The organism is Oscillospiraceae bacterium, from assembly GCA_034925865.1.
GTDB lineage: Bacteria > Bacillota > Clostridia > Oscillospirales > SIG627 > SIG704.
Genome location: JAYFRN010000014.1, coordinates 37,027 through 54,975, shown reverse-complemented (window position 1 = coordinate 54,975; position 17,949 = coordinate 37,027). Strand labels below are relative to the sequence as shown.

The 17,949-nt window shown below is 47.5% G+C and carries 15 protein-coding genes; 1 reads left to right on the top strand and 14 read right to left on the bottom strand.

Translation table 11 applies throughout. The features are described 5' to 3' along the window. Nucleotides 1-30 precede the first annotated feature (30 nt). Nucleotides 31-1,278 (bottom strand): L-rhamnose isomerase, encoded by a 1,248-nt coding sequence (locus VB118_06985; GenBank protein MEA4832343.1) that lies wholly within the window; start codon nucleotides 1,276-1,278, stop codon nucleotides 31-33. A 65-nt stretch (nucleotides 1,279-1,343) separates the two neighbouring features. On the opposite strand from VB118_06985, the gene VB118_06980 reads away from it, so the two are divergent. Next, nucleotides 1,344-2,495: a glycerate kinase gene (locus VB118_06980; GenBank protein ID MEA4832342.1), complete on the top strand. Its 1,152-nt coding sequence runs from the start codon at nucleotides 1,344-1,346 to the stop codon at nucleotides 2,493-2,495. 168 nt (nucleotides 2,496-2,663) lie between these two features. On the opposite strand, the gene VB118_06975 is transcribed toward VB118_06980, so the two are convergent. The 13 genes from VB118_06975 to VB118_06915 form a co-directional block, all read right to left on the bottom strand. Further along, nucleotides 2,664-3,224 (bottom strand): prolyl-tRNA synthetase associated domain-containing protein, encoded by a 561-nt coding sequence (locus VB118_06975; GenBank protein MEA4832341.1) that lies wholly within the window; start codon nucleotides 3,222-3,224, stop codon nucleotides 2,664-2,666. Between the two features lie 154 nt (nucleotides 3,225-3,378). Beyond that, nucleotides 3,379-4,374 (bottom strand): hypothetical protein, encoded by a 996-nt coding sequence (locus tag VB118_06970; GenBank protein ID MEA4832340.1) that lies wholly within the window; start codon nucleotides 4,372-4,374, stop codon nucleotides 3,379-3,381. A gap of 164 nt (nucleotides 4,375-4,538) precedes the next feature. Continuing rightward, complete coding sequence (locus VB118_06965; protein MEA4832339.1) at nucleotides 4,539-6,116, bottom strand: DUF4340 domain-containing protein; 1,578 nt, start codon at nucleotides 6,114-6,116, stop codon at nucleotides 4,539-4,541. Continuing rightward, a complete protein-coding gene (locus tag VB118_06960) occupies nucleotides 6,113-7,624 on the bottom strand; it encodes a Gldg family protein (GenBank protein ID MEA4832338.1) in 1,512 nt (503 codons plus the stop codon). The genes VB118_06965 and VB118_06960 overlap by 4 nt, the downstream gene beginning before the upstream one ends. Before the next feature lie 58 nt (nucleotides 7,625-7,682). Beyond that, nucleotides 7,683-8,393 carry an ABC transporter permease gene (locus tag VB118_06955; protein MEA4832337.1) on the bottom strand — a complete coding sequence of 237 codons (711 nt, stop codon included), beginning with the start codon at nucleotides 8,391-8,393 and terminating at the stop codon, nucleotides 7,683-7,685. Then, a complete protein-coding gene (locus tag VB118_06950) occupies nucleotides 8,393-9,505 on the bottom strand; it encodes an ATP-binding cassette domain-containing protein (GenBank protein MEA4832336.1) in 1,113 nt (370 codons plus the stop codon). The genes VB118_06955 and VB118_06950 overlap by 1 nt, the downstream gene beginning before the upstream one ends. Before the next feature lie 386 nt (nucleotides 9,506-9,891). Then, nucleotides 9,892-11,673 (bottom strand): aspartate--tRNA ligase, encoded by a 1,782-nt coding sequence (gene aspS, locus VB118_06945; protein ID MEA4832335.1) that lies wholly within the window; start codon nucleotides 11,671-11,673, stop codon nucleotides 9,892-9,894. Nucleotides 11,674-11,710: 37 nt separating this feature from the next. Beyond that, nucleotides 11,711-12,994 carry a histidine--tRNA ligase gene (gene hisS, locus VB118_06940; GenBank protein MEA4832334.1) on the bottom strand — a complete coding sequence of 428 codons (1,284 nt, stop codon included), beginning with the start codon at nucleotides 12,992-12,994 and terminating at the stop codon, nucleotides 11,711-11,713. A 440-nt stretch (nucleotides 12,995-13,434) separates the two neighbouring features. Beyond that, nucleotides 13,435-13,851 carry a methylglyoxal synthase gene (locus VB118_06935; protein ID MEA4832333.1) on the bottom strand — a complete coding sequence of 139 codons (417 nt, stop codon included), beginning with the start codon at nucleotides 13,849-13,851 and terminating at the stop codon, nucleotides 13,435-13,437. Between the two features lie 21 nt (nucleotides 13,852-13,872). Continuing rightward, nucleotides 13,873-14,664 carry a P-loop NTPase gene (locus VB118_06930; protein ID MEA4832332.1) on the bottom strand — a complete coding sequence of 264 codons (792 nt, stop codon included), beginning with the start codon at nucleotides 14,662-14,664 and terminating at the stop codon, nucleotides 13,873-13,875. A 161-nt stretch (nucleotides 14,665-14,825) separates the two neighbouring features. Beyond that, nucleotides 14,826-16,208 carry a family 10 glycosylhydrolase gene (locus tag VB118_06925; GenBank protein ID MEA4832331.1) on the bottom strand — a complete coding sequence of 461 codons (1,383 nt, stop codon included), beginning with the start codon at nucleotides 16,206-16,208 and terminating at the stop codon, nucleotides 14,826-14,828. A 424-nt stretch (nucleotides 16,209-16,632) separates the two neighbouring features. After that, nucleotides 16,633-17,217: a TlpA disulfide reductase family protein gene (locus VB118_06920; GenBank protein ID MEA4832330.1), complete on the bottom strand. Its 585-nt coding sequence runs from the start codon at nucleotides 17,215-17,217 to the stop codon at nucleotides 16,633-16,635. Nucleotides 17,218-17,286: 69 nt separating this feature from the next. Then, nucleotides 17,287-17,940 (bottom strand): cytochrome c biogenesis CcdA family protein, encoded by a 654-nt coding sequence (locus VB118_06915; GenBank protein ID MEA4832329.1) that lies wholly within the window; start codon nucleotides 17,938-17,940, stop codon nucleotides 17,287-17,289. Nucleotides 17,941-17,949 lie beyond the last annotated feature (9 nt).

Here is a 17,949-nt window from a genome sequence, read left to right as displayed (position 1 = left end):
CCTTTTCCAAAAGGGTCCTTAAGCGCATTTCTATCTCAGAGAAAGGACATCCTTTTCATATTTTTTAACTTTGTCAAACCATTCTTCTCCCGCCGGAACGTTCTGCCTTGAGCAGTATTCGTCCCATACGGCAGAAAAAGGATATGTCTTTATTTCTTCGCCAAGCATGAGCTTTTCCGTGAAGGCACCTTCGTCCTGGAGCTTTTTCATGCGTTCGTGCGGGGTGAGCAGCGCAGAAAGCAGCGCCTTCTGCATGGCGCGCGCGCCTATGACCCAGGCCGCGATCCGGTTGATCGACGCGTCGAAAAAATCCAGTCCGATCAGAACCCTGTCGACCGCACCGCAGCGGACTATTTCGGCGGCTATATCGCGTATTTCATCGTCGAAAAGCACGACATGATCAGAATCCCATCTGACGTGACGGGTGACATGGAGCGGCACATATTTGAAAAACTGCAGCAGCGAAGATATCTTGTCACTCGTCGATTCCGTCGGATGATAATGCCCGTTGTCGAGGAGGACATATACATCCTTATGCGAAGCGGCATATCCGATATAAAATTCGGAGCTTCCGACCGTATAACTTTCCAGACCTATGCCGAAAACCTTGCTTTCAAGGCTGTCTATTACACCTGCACGCTTTTCCGCGAAAATCTTATCAAGGCTGTCCGCAAGCCGTTCACGCGGGGAAAACCTGTCGGCGGGTATATCCTTTAATCCATCAGGTATCCATATATTGCACAAAACATGGTCGTTCAGCTCTTGGGCGGCATATTCGGATATCGCGCGGCAAGCCTTCGCGTGGGCAATCCAGAAGCGTCTGATATTTTCATCGGGACTGGAAAGCGTCATACCGCCGGAGGCGAGCTTGTGTGAAAAAAAGGTCGGATTGAAATCAAAGCCGTATCCGTTTTTCTTCGCGTATCCGATCCAGGGTTCAAAATGATATGGCTTGTACGAATCTCTGTCTATGCCCGCACCATCAGCACCGGAGCTTTTTATCGCGTATGAAGCATGCAGATTGATGCGTTTTTTCCCCGGAATGAGTGAAAAAGCCTCGTCAAAGTCGGACATAAGCTCATCCGGAGTGCGCGCTTTTCCGGGATAATTGCCGGTAGCCTGTATACCGCCAGAAAGAGTCGCGCCGGCGTTTTCAAAGCCGGTCACGTCGTCTCCCTGCCAGCAATGAAGGCTTATCGGTATATGAGAAAGAGTTTCAATTGCTTTTTCCGTATCAATTCCGGAGTTTGCGTATTTGTTTTTCGCGAATTTGTACATTATGTCTTCTCCTTTTTGAGTTTTGGATGTATAATATATATAATATGTCTTTTGAGGTGATTCAAATGAAAAAAATAGTCATTGCAATAGCTTCCTTTAAAGGAAGCGCGACAAGCATGATCGCGTCATTGGCTGCATGTCGCGGCGTATTGGAGGTCTATCCGGAGGCGAAGGTTGTCTGCGTCCCCATTGCGGACGGCGGCGAGGGCACCGTGGATGCGTTCGTGACTGCATATGAGGGCGGAAACGCAAAGGGCGAATATGTGAGAAAGGATGTCACAGGTCCTGAATTTACTCCGGTTACCGCAAAATACTATATCCTTGCCGATAAGACGACGGCGATAATAGAGCTTGCGCAGGCATCCGGGCTTTACCTGTCGAAAAACCGGATCGTAGGACAGGCCACAACGCTCGGAACGGGAGAACTCATTGCGGACGCGGTCAACCACGGATGCAAAAAGATCATCCTCGGGCTAGGCGGAAGCGCCACAAACGACGGCGGAATAGGCGCGCTTACCGCGATGGGAATACGCTTTACAGATAAAAACGGCGCTCAGGTGCGTCCGTGCGGAGATTCTCTTTCCGAAATCACTGATATTGATACATCACATGTAAGCGAAAAGATCAGACAATGCGAAATCGTGCTGGCGTGTGACGTTACGAATACATTGTGCGGTTATAACGGAGCGTCGTTCGTATACGGACCGCAAAAGGGCGCGACACCCGAAGACGTGAAAAGGCTTGACAATAACCTGGCGCAATTCGCACGGCTTATTGAGTCCGTTACCGGACGCGACGTAATGACGCGTCAGAGCGGCGGAGCGGCAGGCGGCATAGCCGCGGGATTGATGGGCTTTTTCGATGTTAAGGTAAGCTCGGGAATAAAGCTTTTACTTGATCATGCCGGATTCGATAAAATGATCAATGGCGCCGATTTCATCATCACCGGAGAGGGCCGTTTTGACGATCAGAGCGTAAACGGAAAGGCCGTCTGCGGTATTTGTGACTATGCGCGGAATGCGCGCGTCCCGGTTATTGTCGTGGCCGGAGAGCTTGCGACGGGATATACACGCGCCGCGGAAAAGCTTGGAATTACAGCAGCGTTTTCCGTCTCTCACGCGGCAAAGCCGTTTTCCGAGGTGATCGATCAAACTGCGGATAATATAAACGACACGGTCATGAATATCTGTACCGTAATGAAGAAATTTTCAAAATAGAGGATAACACCCGGGGACTTTTTCGCGAAAAAGTCCCCGGGACCCGAAAAAGCTCATTTTAATAGTTTTAAATGTGTTTAAATTGTTTTAGGATTTTTATGAAGCCATTGTATAAAGTCCCTAAAGGAGTTTTATGGGATTCTTAAGGACCCTTTTCCAAAAGGGTCCTTAAGCGTTCTCCTCCCTCGGAAGATCGACCGTTATGTATCCTCTGCTTTCGCGGTGGAGCGCAGAAAGGAATTTTCCGAACAGTTCGCCCGTTGTGATTTTCAAGGTTGACGTGTTTACGCATGGATGGCAGCCGATCGTGTCTTCTTTCAGAAGCTCTCTGTCGACGACAAGATTGACCCGACAGTTGATGTCATTCATCAGTCCCATGACGCTGACAGAGCCAGGCGATATACCGAGGAAAGTCTCCATATATTCAGGTTCGGCAAAGGAGAGGCGCGCACAGCCAAGCTGAGCTGATATATGCTTCGTTTTAAACGGCTTGTCGGCGGGCATCATGAGAAGATAAAATTTTGTTGCCTGTCGGTTACGTAAAAAGAGATTTTTACATACGTGAGTATCCAGAGAAATGCCGATCAGGACGCAGTCGTCCATAGTGTCGGCGGCTGAGTGATCTGCCCGGGTGTATTCAATCCCGGCTGAATCAAGGAGATCATATGTACGGATTTCTTTTACGGATCTTCCGGAAAGATCGGCGGGTCGGCCGGAAAAGACCTCTATATTCTCCATTTTTTTGTCTATGCCTTTCCGCAGAACCGCAAGCTTTTCTGTCGGTTCTGCTTGCTGATATTGCAGTTAAAAACCGCAATATGGGCAAAAATTGTTGATTGAAAGATTTAACCTTTCAGTCTCTGTTTTTAAAATAATATTATGTTCAGGTGTACATTGAAAGCCAGCGGAAGAAAAGGTAAATCAGCGTCATTATGGCAAAATAGAGAACAAATCTCGGAATTATCTGCTTCATGAGTCTTTCGCGGCGCTTTTCCTGCTTCTCAACGCGGTTTAACGCAATCTCCTGCTTTTCGGCCATATCAAGCCGATCCTGTTTGCTGATATAGTTATGCTTTATCATGAATTCGGCTTTTGCGTAATTCGCGAACAGAGCAGAATGTTCTTTTATATACTTTTCATGCTCCTCGTCAAGCGCCTTGTCGCTCATTACGCACAGCTGCCAGTCTTTTGCCCTTCCGCAGCGGGAACAGCGCGCAATATTGTTGGGATTCTTATTTCCGCAGCAGCACATCCATGAAAACTGTCCCTCGGCCGCGACAAATTTCGTTGGGAATTCGTCTTCGAGAGCTTCATATATATTGATCTGGTCGAACGCGTTCTTCTTTTCGAGAGACAAGCTTGAAAGGTGCTCGGGTGAGTATTTGGCCGCTTCTTCATATTCGACGGCCGTCTGATCCGAATATGAAATGCGTTTTATAACGACATTGAGCTTTTTAAAATACGACTGCGGTATCGGGATGTAAAACCCTCTGCCGAATTCAGCGCCGCAGGCAATAGAAGAAACGCCCTTATTCTTGCGCTTCGTCGAGTTCATACGCATGGCTTCAAACGAATAAGTATAAGGAATCTTTTCAGACGGAACATTTGCGTTGTCATATAACAAAATAATTATATCGACGCTGTCAACCGGCGTTTCGGACATGCTTCTGAATATAAAGTGCAGATAATAATCGTATGTGTCGATATCGTATACGCTGAGAGCGTCGGTTATTTCAAGAGGGCAGTTGACATACAGATAATTAAAATCGAGTCTTTCGATCAGCTTGTAATATTTTTCATTCCGTTCCGCAGGCAGATATTGTTCTGCTGTGCCGCGGGAGGTCATATATCCATTGTCTGATTCTCTGCCGTTTGTCATAAAAACGCCTTTCTTTTTGTTTTATTACCGCTTGAAGAGAGAAAAGTTCTGATATATGAGCCTTTCCCTATTATAAACAAGGATTATATAAGCTGACAGACATTATTTCGGAACGCATTACTGCGGCAGCCTGATTAAACAGTTGCCGCAGTAAATTTTTTATTTCAGAAATCGTTTCTGGAAGCCACTACGATTTTATCCGGGCTGCCGGCAGGGACATCAAAATCGTCCTTGAGCAGAAGAGATATATCCTCGATCAGCTTTTTGACATAGCTTCGGCTGACATAAAAGTTGCCGTTGCCGTCAACGGTGTAATAACTGCGCAGCGACGATATGTCATAGAAGGTATATGTCCTCACAATGTCGTCTACGGTTATTATCTTAAGCTGTGCGCTGGCTGCCTCGCCGTTGTCGCTGTCGGCGTATCCGGCGTTTGCAACATACAGCATCTGTTTGTAGAATTCGCGGAAATTCGTCGTTGTGACGCGCTTTCCGCTTTGTTCGCACATAACCGTAAGGTCGTCCTTTTTGCCTTCGTTTATATATGAAAGGTCAAAGGAGGCGTTTGCGGACGGAGAAGTGAATTCAATGCGCTTTACGTTGTTGATGTTCATTGAGAATATGCCGCTGTCGACATATTTGATCAGATCCCATTCTATCCAGGAAAAGCTATCCTTTGGCATAGACGCGATTATATCATATCTGGGTGAATAAATGTGATAATAATTATTCTCGTCGAGCTTGCTCACGTAAAGCGTCGTGGAGACGTTGTCATAGGAATAGCTCAGTTCATATAAGAATTTGCCGTTTTCGTCAAGGAAGCCGTATTTATTGAGAATTTCAATAAACTTTGTTTTTTCGTCGCTTGTCTGAGCGGTGAGGTATTTATTGATGCCGTATTCCTCGACACTTTCTCCTACAAGCGTGATGAAATGCTGAAGAATTACGGTGGAATAATTATAGCTGCTGGGCACGAAATTTCCGGGATAGATCATCTTCTGACCGGTGGTCAGCGCCTCCGCTTCCTTTTCTTCATCGGAGATGTGTATGATATTGACAAATTCTTCTCCGTTTTTCTTAAGCAGGAAGTCGGTGATATTATAGTAGTAGTTCTGATCGATATTGGGCGCGAGCTGTGCGACGAAATAGTCTTTTATGTCTGCAAAAACGCTTTTTTCAAGCGTGGTGTCGAGCACATAGACCGCGTCTCTTCCATCAAGGCGGGCATAATATCCGCCCTCGGTTAATAGCTTCATGCCAATATAGACCTTATAATGCTTGCCGGTATCAAGAGCCGTTATTTCAAACGTCGCGAGACAGGTATCGGCGGTGAGCTTGTAATCCTCGTACGGCTTCGGATCGTCTAAAAGCTTCAGAGAAAGCGGATATCCGCAGCTGACGACGAGATTCGAGATCAGCTCCGGATCGTAAGAAACTGCTTCTGCGCCGTCGATATATAGCTTTCCGTCGTCGCCGCGGTAATAACGGTATTTACCCTTGGAGTTTGTTACGATTATTTCCTTTATATTTTTTCTTTCTATCTGCTGAAACATAGTGTGCTTGCCGCCGGCGCCGATGGTTTCTCCGAATTTATCGACAGTTTCTGCCGGCGTCGAAGTGTCCTTTAAAAGCGTCATGCTCAGAATCAGATATGCGATGCCGAGAACGGCAATGGCGCATACAGACAGGAGTATGGCTTTTTTCTGGCGCGACAGAACGGTCGTTCCGCCCTTTGTCTTCATCTGTGATTTCTCCTTCTAACAACGAGGATAACAATGCCCGCAATGATCACAAACATGGGAATTACGGCGGCATAGGTTATCATGAGGCTCTTTGCGATCGTACCATCGATATCAAGCGTTTCGTCATCGAGCTTTTTGAAGCTGATATTGACAAGCTGCTTTTCAAAGCCCATGCCGCGGATAAAGTTATAGATGATTTCATTGTTGCCGTAAATATCTCCGCTGACAAGCTCCGTGAAGTATGTGGAGCCGCAAACGAAAACGTTCGTGTTCACGGTGACGTTGTCAATGATTTCAGATTTTGTGCCGACAGCCATCAGAACCCGTTCTCCGGCGACGTTTTTGCCGTCAATTTCGACATAGGAGGTCGGATAGCTTTTTAGAATCGCTCCGGCGGCGTGGATGCTGTCTTCGCTTTCGCCGAATAAAAGCTTAAGCGGAACGGTGATCGGTGAAATCGTATTGGGCGGGTTGTCCATTTTACTGACGGACTCGTGGAGATCCTTCGCGTAGCTGTCTGTCGCGTACTGACAGATCAAGTATTGCGTATTGCCAGGGACGCTCTTGGAGTCGTCTTTAATCAGCTGGTTGTACTGTATCTGAATGCCCCATTCGGTGAGAAGCTCGGAAATGTTATTAAGCGGCGGGGTAAACGGATCGACGAACACCATAAGGTGGCGCCGTGTATTCAGATATTCCGATATCTTGTCCATTTCGGATTTGGCGCCGGAGGTTACGTCCTTTATACCGGCAAAATCCTTTTTAGGACCGCTTATGACAAGCACCTTTGTGTCCGGATTTATGTTATCGGTCAAAAGGTCTATTTTTTCGACGATATAGCCGCTCGTGACGAACATATTTTCAAGCTGTGCGGGGATTGTTTCGCCGTGCCCCTGCGTGAAGGTCACGACGGGCATGGTTTTATTGGTGACGGAGAGAATGGCGGAGGTGAAGGTCTTTTCTCCGAAAAAGCCGTAGAATTTTTTTGTGCTTTGCGCCACGTTGTAAAAATCGCTTCCCGGCGTCTGGCCGTCGGAGAGCGTCTTATACATTTGATATACTTTCTTGCGGTATTTGCTCTCGACTATTACCGAATATGTTTTTATCGAAAAGCCCTGATTCTGATACTCGATCAGCTTTATCGGATCGGCGATTATGTCGTCGTATTCGACATGCACGAAGCTGAATTCGTGTTCGTATTCGAGAGCGCAGGTATAAATTGAATTATATACAGAGTTGGCTTTAAGCTGATCGAGCGGGATAAGAAACTTTATTGTGACATCGGTGTCGATGTCCTTTAAAAGCTCTCTCGTCGAATCTGAAATCCCGAATATCTGCTTTTCGGTCAGGTCGAGGTAAAAACCGTATTTACCTGAAAGCGCCGTAAAGACGACGTTTAGAATTATTACGACGGCGACGAATACTACCGTCAGGGTCAGGGCGGCGGAGCCGTATTTGAATTTACGTGACGAAAGCGCGCCGACAAACCCTTTTCCGTTTTCTTTCATATTATGTGTTTTCCTCCGTTATTTGATCTTGGTGGCATTACGGGCTTGAAAAAGGGGCTCATTCCCATCTGCGCTTTTCGTATACTCTTACGGTCAGGAAGATGAACACGCCGATTATTGAAATGTAATAAAGCAGCGCGTTGAAATCAAAAATACCGAAAGTAAAGGCGTAATACCTGTCAAAAACGGAGACCCACTTCAGCACGACGCGCAGCGCCGTCATGTTGTCCGGTATCGAAGACGTAATAAGACCAAGGCCGAGCATCGCGAATATTGAAACAATTGTGATGAGCGCGGCGATCAGCTGGTTTTCGGTCAGGGACGAGATGAACAGCCCGAGCGCGATGAAGGCGCCGCCAATTAAAAGGATGCCGAGCGTCGTGGCGATAAGCACTGCGGTATTCGGCGTTCCGTAAACATATAGCGAGATAAAAAATACGCAGGAAGCCAGAAGCGTGGCGGCAAACAGCGTATATGCCGCCAGGAATTTGGCGAGAACCATGTCAGTTATGCTTATAGGAGAGGTGAGCAGGATCTGCTCGGTCTTTGTCTTCTTTTCCTCGCTGAACATCTTCATCGTCAGGAGAGGAATGAGGATTATAAAGAAGAACATAACAAGCACATAATAGTTGGATACGTTCGTCGTGCTGGACTGCAGCGTCATGAACGAAAAAGCAAGTCCTGACATGATCAGGAAAACCGTTGTGAACACATATCCTATCGGAGTTATGAAATAGGATCTGAGCTCTCTTTTATAAATAGCAAGCATTATTTATTTTCCTCCGTTCCGGATGCGCTTTTTGTTTCGTCTTTTTCGGAGGCGGACGCTTTATCCGCGTTCACGCCGCTGTCGGCATCAGAGGATGAGATGTCGCGCGCCGATGCCTCGTGAATTGTCTGACCGGCGACCTTTTTTGACTTTCCGGGGTTGAGCTTATTTTTTGTGCCGCGGTCGTTGGCGACCAGAGAAATGAATATATCCTCAAGATTGAGACCCATTGCTTCGAGACCGATCAACGGCCATCCGCGGTCGGCAAGGGCATAGAACAGTGGCTTTCTGATATCGATGCTCGGCTGTGACTCAATCATGTATGATACGGCGTCGCCGTCCCTCTCGGCCAGCACGTCGACAAATACGATGCCCTGACCGGTCTTGAGCATTTTAAGCACCTCGTTCTGCGGCCCGGCGATTTTGGCGACGAGACGGCGGGGACCGACGGTGAGTTTTGATATTTCTTCGGTCTTTTCGTTGGCTATTATGCTGCCCCTGTTGAGAATTATGATCCTGTCGCAGACGGCCTGCACCTCCGGAAGGATGTGGGTGGAAAGAATGATGGTGTGATCCTTTCCGAGTGCTTTTATAAGGTTTCTGATGTCGATTATCTGCTTCGGGTCGAGACCTACGGTAGGTTCGTCGAAAATAAGCACAGGCGGGTTGCCGACGAGTGCCTGAGCGATTCCGACTCTTTGGCGATACCCCTTGGACAGGTTTTTAAGCGTCCGGTTGTATACGTCGGTTATCTTAACGACCTCGCATATTTCGGAAATGTGCTTTTTGCGGTTCAGCGTCGTTCCTTTAAGATCGTATACGAAGTTTAAATACTCCTTGACGGTCATTTCTAGATAAAGCGGAGGCTGTTCCGGTAAAAATCCGATTTTTCTTTTGGCTTCCATCGGATTTTCAAGTATATCGATACCGTCGATACGCGCCGTTCCGAAGGTGGATGATATATATCCGGTGAGAATATTCATTGTCGTGGATTTACCCGCGCCGTTTGGCCCGAGAAATCCGACGACCTCGCCGGCGCTTACGTCGAAGGTGATGTTGTTGACAACAACTTTGTCGCCGTATTTTTTAGTTAAGCCGTTGATTTCAATCATGTTTACGGTTTTCTCCTTAATCTTTGGCCTGAGTCCGTCTTTTTACAAGTTTATCATTAAAATTTAAACAATTTTTGAACTAACGCTGAATATTGGGTGGGTAAAGAAAATATATTTGGCAACGCGGCTTCTTTGAAAAGAAGCCTGGCAAGAAACTCGCTTCTGAGTTTACGGGATTCTTATGGACTCTTTTCCAAAGGAGCTCTTAAGCCAGACACACATACAAAAAAGTATTTGAAGGAAGTCACCAAACTGAGTTTTAGGGGATCTTATGGACCCTTTTCCAAAAGAGCCCTTAAGCCCGACACACATACAAAAGAGTATTTGAAGGAAGTTGCCAAACAGAGTTTTAGGGGATTCTTAAGGACCCTTTTCCAAAAGGGTTCTTAAGCCTGCGGTTTTATATCAATAAAAAGCTCGTCAAGCGCCTTTTGAGGTACGGTCGCCGGGCAACCGCTCATCAGCTCAGAGGCGTTCTGAACCTTCGGGAATGCGATCACGTCGCGGATCGCGTCGAGTCCCAGTACGAGAGAGACGAGCCTGTCGAGTCCGAAGGCCAGGCCGGCGTGAGGAGGCGCGCCGTATTTAAACGCGTCCAGCAGAAAGCCGAATTTCATTTCGGCCTCTTCCTCGGTGAATCCGAGCGCGGCAAACACGCGGCTTTGTACGTCGCGGCGGTGAATTCTGACGCTGCCTCCGCCCATTTCCGTGCCGTTGAGCACGATATCATACGCTTTCGCGCAGACTCTTGCCGGGTCTGATTCAAGGTATTGAAGATCCTCGTCGCGCGGCGCGGTGAACGGGTGATGAACCGCGCAGAATCTCTGTTCTTCTTCGTCGTATTCGAACATCGGGAACATGGTGACCCAAAGGAATTTAAAGTCGCCTTTTTTCATCAGCCCGAGATCCTTTCCGGCTTTTAGGCGGAGCGCGCCCAGGGAATCGAACACGACTTTGTTCTTTTTATCCGCAACTATAAGCAGCAGGTCATTAGGACCGAAGCCGCACGCATCATATATTGATTTGTTTTCTTCGGCGGTAAGAAATTTGGAATATGAGCTTGTGATTTCCGCGCCATGCTTTGCCCAGGCAAGTCCTTTTGCTCCGAAGGTCTTGATGAACTCGGTGAGCTTGTCAATTTCCTTGCGCGAGAATTTATCGGCGTATCCGTTTATATTTATCGCTCTGACGCTTCCGCCAGCTTCGACGGCGGAAGAGAAGACGGAAAATCCGCAGTTTTTGACGAGTGCCGATATATCTGTAAGCTCAAAGCCGAATCTCATATCGGGCTTGTCGCTGCCGAAGCGGCTCATTGCCTCAGAATAAGGCATTCTGAGAATAGGAGTCTGTATATCAAAATTGCAGAATTTTTTAAACACGCGCTTTAAAAAGCGCTCATTGATTTCCATAACGTCTTCTTCACCGACAAACGACATCTCAAGGTCAATCTGTGTGAATTCCGGCTGTCTGTCGGCTCTGAGGTCTTCATCGCGGAAGCATTTGGCTATCTGCATATAGCGGTCAAAGCCGGAGAGCATCAAAAGCTGCTTATAAAGCTGAGGCGACTGAGGAAGGGCATAAAACGAGCCGGGATGAACTCTGCTTGGGACAAGGTAATCGCGCGCGCCCTCTGGCGTGGATTTGATCAATATCGGCGTCTCAATTTCGAGGAAGCCGTTCTCGTCAAAATAGTCCCGCGCACATTTGACGATTTCATGACGTGTGATGATATTGCGCTGCACATCCGGACGGCGCAGGTCGAGATAGCGGTATTTAAGCCTTAGCTCGTCCTTTACGTTTGAGTTTTCTACTATTTCGAACGGAGGAGTCTGTGAGGTGCTCAGTATTTCGAGCTTGGTCACGGCAATTTCGATTTCGCCGGTCGTGATATTTTTATTTATCGCTCCCTCTCCGCGTGAACGGACGACGCCCTCGGCCGAAAGCACGTATTCGGAGCGAGCGGAAAATGCCATGTCAAACAGCGAAGTTCCGTCTTTGGCTTCTGTTTCCGTAGAGTTAAACGCAAGCTGGACAATGCCCGTCCTGTCGCGCAGGTCAATGAAGATGAGAGTTCCGAGGTCACGCTGTTTTTGAACCCAGCCGCATACCTGCACTGTTTTGCCGATATCGGCGGCGGAAAGCTGTCCGCAGTAATTTGTTCTGTACATATATTTGTCTCCTTAATATCTTTCAGTATCGAAGGTTTCAGTTCTGTTTGCTTTTATATGCGGATATATAACCGGTTATTGACGCGGCGTTCAGAGATATTTCATCGTCTCCGTCGGACTGAGAAGCGGCAAGCATGTTTTTGATTTTCGCCCTTCCGGCGGAAAGCTCGTCGGCTCCGACAACAACAGCAAAAGAGGCGTTTTTCTTGTCGGCGTATTTCATCTGAGCCTTAAGGCTGCGCCCGACCTTGTCGAAGTCGGCTTTTATGCCGAGAGAATAAAGCTCCTGAGCGAGTTTGAAGCATGCGCGCGCGGCGTCGGCGCCCATGGAGGCGAGATAAATATCGCTTGATTGCCGTCCGCATTCCGCTCCCTGAGCTTCAAGCGCGAGCATTATTCTTGTCAGACCCATTGCGAAGCCGATACCGGGCAGCTTTGGTCCTCCCAGCTCTTCAACGAGTCCGTCATATCTTCCGCCGCCGCATATTGTGCCCTGAGAACCGATTTTTGTCGAAACAAATTCGAAAACGGTGCGCTGGTAATAATCGAGGCCGCGTACAATCCGGGGGTTGACCTTGTATTTCGCTCCCGCCGAATCAAGCAGCGCTTTCAGCTCCTCGAAATGGGCGGCGCAGTCATCGCAAAGATAATCCGGCGCATTCGGCGCGGATGCCGTTATCGCGGAACATACCGGGCTTTTGCAGTCGAGGATGCGAAGAGGGTTGACCTCCAGGCGCGAAAGACAGGTGTCGCACAGGTCGCCACGGTATTTCTCGAAGTATTGGCGCAGCGCCCGGTGATAAAGCGGGCGGCATCTCTTGCAGCCGATCGAGTTTATTTCAAGCGATATATCCTGTATGCCGAGCTTTTTAAAAATATCGGCGACGAACAGAATCACATCGGCGTCCGCTCCGGCCGATTCAGCGCCGAAAAGCTCCGCGCCGAACTGGAAAAATTCACGGCTGCGTCCGGCCTCCGGCTTTTCGTAACGGAAGCAGGAAATCAGATAATACAGCGCGAGCGGCATTGCCTCCGCCGTGAGGGAATTTTCAATCACGCTTCGAACTACTCCGGCCGTTCCCTCCGGCCTCAGGGTCAGATTCCTCCCGTCGTTATCGTAAAAGGAATACATCTCTTTTTGAACGACGTCGCTCGTCTCGCCGACGCCGCGCTTATAAAGCTCGCTCGATTCGAACGTAGGTATCCTTATCTCGGAAAAACCGTGAAGCGCCGCGGCGTCGCGGAGCGTGTTCTCGACTTTTTGCCAGAGCGCGGCCTTTCCGGGAAGTATGTCAATCGTTCCTCTCGGTCTCTGTATCATTTATTCAATTCCTTTCGGTTGATTATTATTAATCGGTGGTTATTTATTGACGGGTAATAAACATTCGCGTTTTATGAGAAAAAGACTTTGGTATACGGGCTTTCCTCTCACAACGTGAGGCACAGTGTGAGGTACAACGTGAGGCATATAAGACAAATATTATTTAATTGCCGTATTAATATTTCATGAAAAAACAAAAATATCCCTGTCCCGGCAAAGGGACGGGGATAACCCGCGGTGCCACCCTTTTTGGAGAAAATATTCTCCCTCTCTTTTTTGGGCTGTCCTTTTAGCGCTTTATGAAAGCAAAAAACGCAGCCGCCCGTCATGCGCGGAGGACATTCGCGGCGCGCTTACATCACCGGGAAAACCCGGACGCGCCTCTCTGAGCGAAGCCGAACCGCGCCGCGGCAAAGGCCGCGGGCAGCGGACAAGTAAAATCAGATATTCTTTTTGTTTTTGGGGTTTACAAGCACGCGCCAGTCAAGGTCGCCTCTGCCGAGCGCCATTATAACAGCCTCCGCCGTTGCGATGTTGGTCGCGAACGGGATGTTGTATATATCACATAAACGGAGTATATCTATCTCGGTTTCATCATGGACGGCTCGCGGAGCGGTTCCGCGGAAAAACAGGAGGACATCGATCTCATTATATGAAATTCGCGACGCAATTTGCTGGGTGCCGCCCTGTTCTTCGTTCAACAGGCGTTCTATCGTCAGCCCCGTCGCATCTGATATCATTTTGCCGGTCGCGGAGGTTGAAAACAGAGTGTGCTTGCTCAGAATACCGCAGTAAGCAATGCAGAACTGAGTCAGGAGCTCTTTCTTTTCTTCGTTCGCGAGTAATGCGATTGTCATTTGTTACACCTTTCTAAGGGTTCAATAAAAGCTTTTACGGCGTCTTTTTTTAACTATGCCATCCAAAAGCGGCACGCGTAAACCCGCGATCCTTTTCGATATATTCGCGAGCGCAATACCGGCAGGATTATTCTTCACGGCGGTCAGCGGCTTTCCTTCGGAAAGAGCTTTTTCGGCAAATTGAGTATATGGCACTACTCCTATCACCGGTATGCCGGTACGCGAGATAAGCTCGACGATCCCGGATGTATTATTTTTATGGGAAACGAGGTCATAACCGTTTATCACGAGCTTCACCGGACGGCGTGAAAGAGCGGCGAGCTCATATGCTGTTTTTTCCGCGGAGCGGATGGAGTTTACGCTGTCGGTGGCAACGACGAGGATCATATCGAAGAGCGGGCTGGACGCGAGCGCGTCGAAAAGCTCCCCCCCGCCGGCGGGCATATCGAATACGGTATAGTCAAATCCGGTTTTGATTTCGCAGAGGATTCTTCTTACCTTTGCGGCTCCGCCGTCGCCGTCAAGCTCGAAAAACGAGCGGCGAAGCATCGGAGAAGCGGCAAAAAACAACCCGTGAAATGAGGTGGGATTGGCAATGTCCTCACATGGCGCGTCGCCGGACAGATAATCCGTGATAGGCACAGCCACCAGATTTTCACATCCGAGCGCGACGTCAAGCCCGCCGGACACAAAATCCATATCAACGGCAAGCACCCGGGCTCCGGTCATTGAGAGACCGCAGGCGATCCCGGCAGAGACCGTCGTCTTGCCGACGCCACCCTTCAGAGATGTGACAAGGATCGCTTTTGACATTGTAATTCTCTCCTACGGATACATGTCTATCAAAACCTGAATATTATATAATATATTATCACAAATAGTAATGTAAAGTCAATAGATTTTATTTGGAATGATATTATTTTATGTTTTTGTTAAAGGATGGGGCCTTATATTGTGAGTATTGCACAAAAAACTCAGATCGGAAACAGATTTTCTCTTTCGGTTTTTGTGGCGCTCACTTCAACTCCGGTAAGAGGGTCGTAAAAATACTGATAACAGAAATATACTACTCCTGAACAACGCTTTACGCCGGAGATATAATCAAAGCATCGCTTCAGAACATCCTTGTTGTCTCTCCACTCATATTTTCCGCTGCCTGCATAATTATCCACTTCGCTTTTCGCTTTCCCAAGCGACATTCCTATAAAAAGCCTGATTGAATCGAGCTTTACCGTATCAAGCCATATTTTGCTTACTTTTTCGAAATCGCATGTATCATGCTCCATTCCGAAATAAACCTGGGGACATATGTAATCGACAAAGCCCGGCTCGGAGCACCAACGGTATACATCCGCATAATGAGAGTTGTAAACCGTATTGATTTCTCCCGCCGGACTGATTCCGAACAAAGCGGAGGGATTTATGTCTTTAACGGCTTTATATATTCCCGATACCGTCTGTGATAGCATTTCGCGCCTGTAATTATCGAGAGCGATATAGCCGTTTTCGGATTTGTACGCGGCATATGCTGAGTAATCAAAGTCTGACGAGGTCGTAGGGTAAAAATAATCGTCCATATGAACGCCGTCGACGTTGTATTTTGAAACGATCTCAGCGGCGCCTGCCGCTATCAGCCCGCGTACCTCGCCGTATGCCGGGTTTAGATACCACCTGTCGTTTACATATACTATGTATTTTCCTTTTCTCTGAGGATCGTTATACCACTTTTTAATCGGGTATGAATTCGGCACGAGCTTTATTTGTTCCTCGGTCATGCCCCTGAGTGGGTTTATCCAGGCATGGACGGACAGCCCGCGCGCCTTGGCAAGCTTGACTATCCTGGCGAAAGGATCGTATTTGATCTCTCTGCCGAACATACCCGAAATGAAATCCGACATCGGATATAGCTCCGAGGGATAAAAGCTGTCAGCATATGGTCTGACCTGTATGATCACGGCATTGAAGCCATTTTCGACCGCATTGTCGAGGATTATCCCCATCAACGCTTCAAAGTCGTCGGATGACCTTTGCGCCGAACCGTTTTTATATACGCTCGCAAGATCGAACTGTGAGAGCCAAAGCGCCTTGAGATATTCGGGAGTGGATGCGGAATAGCTTGTTTTTTCAAATTTTGGTGTCTCGAATACATACATGCTGTTTTTCTCCTTTTCCCCGGTTGTTTTTACCACAATTTCCGTGGTATCGGTTTCAGCTTCGGTATCGGTTATTGCCAATGTGTCAGTTTCGGTTTCTGAAATCGTTTCGGTTTCTGTTATCATTGAAACGGGAACGCAGGATCCGAGAATCATGGTAAGCACAAGAAAGACGCATAGAATAAAGACAGATTTTGTTTGCACTTTTTTATCCTCTAAAAATTTATATTTAATTGCATATACGGAACTAATCGTCCACATGTAACTCATCATCATCCCATTTAATGGGCTTTCTTCTATGTATTGGCATATTTTTTTATATTCATTGTCATTGCGGATGATATGGTCATAAAATGACCGTTGCCATAATGAAAAACCGATTTCTTTTGTTATCATTGTTTTGAATGATTTTACCAATTTAGAAACAGATTGCGATTGTGTAGGGGACGATGTGGGCATCGTCCCCTACGATCTGACCCAACGATTCACATCTGTCCTTAGTGTAAATTGTAATAAAATATGCACCACATGACGAATAATCATAACCCTGTAAACGCAATGGTTTTCTTCTCGGCAATTCCATAATACGTCGTCACCTTATAATATCTCTGCGTTACGAATTCCTCTTTTATCCCCCGATCAGCTCATCCAGCGCCGCGGACAGCGCCTCTTCGGAAACGACTCCGGTCACCTGTCCGGCGATATTTCCGTCAGCTGTGATTATATATGTCCGCGGTATTGAGTTTACATAATATGCGTTTAAAGCCTCTGAATTAACGTCATAGAAAACGGGGAAGGTGTATCCATTTGATGTAATGAACAAAGAGGCGGTTTCTTCTGTTTCTCTGACGCCGTCGGTGAGGTTGACAAATAAAAACACAACCGAATCCGAATAATTTTTGTAAACTTTTTGCATATCCGGCATTTCACTCTGGCACGGACCGCACCAGCTCGCCCAGAAATTCAAAACGATCGGTTTTCCGAAGAATGAAGAAAGCGTTACCGTGTTTCCGTCCGAATCCTTTACGGCAAAGTCCGGGGCTGTATTTTTAGTTTCCGATGTGGTTTCCGCCGTGCTTGTTTCGTTTTCTGGGACAGACAGCGGTATTGTATCCGAGGGCGTGTTCAGCTTAATTAGTTGTTTATATGAAAAAACCGCGGCGGCGATTATTAAAACGAGCGCGATTATAAGAATAACAGTTTGTTTTTTCATTTTACGATAAATCCTTTCGACAGCGAGAATATTTATTATATTTCTAGGGCAACGCGACAGTAATTGCTATTATATAGATACTGTTCCGGTCATCATTAAAACTCCGACAATTACGAGTAATATCCCGCATATGAGATTTATGACTTTATAATTGCGCTTGATAAACCCAAACGCCGACTTCATCAGGTCGATTATCATCGCGCTTAAAATAAAAGGAAGACCAAGTCCGAGAGAATAACAGAAAAGCAGAGCTACGCCCTTGACAGCCACTCCCTGTTGAGAAGCCAATAACAGCGCCGAGCCGAGAAACGCGCCCACACACGGCGTCCAACCCACCGAAAATATAACTCCGAACAGAGCCGCGCGAAAAAAGCCGTACGGTTTCGTATTCATTGCGGCAAATCTCCCTCTTCGGGAAAATAAACCGCCCCAGTTCCAACCTGCCGCGAATCCGACTCCGAACAGAACCACCAAAGCTCCGGTAATTATGTTAATCAATGAGCGGTATTGTGTTAAAAATCCGCCTACCGCCGAGGCAAATGCCCCCATCGCGACGAAAACCGCCGTAAATCCGGATACAAATCCTATTGCGCCTTCGATGGTCTTTTTCCTTCCGCCTCCGCCGTCTCCTGCAAAATAAAGAAGATATACCGGCAGCATAGGCAACACGCAGGGAGAAATAAAACTGATTATTCCTTCCAGAAAGGTTATCAGATAATCCATAACAAAAAC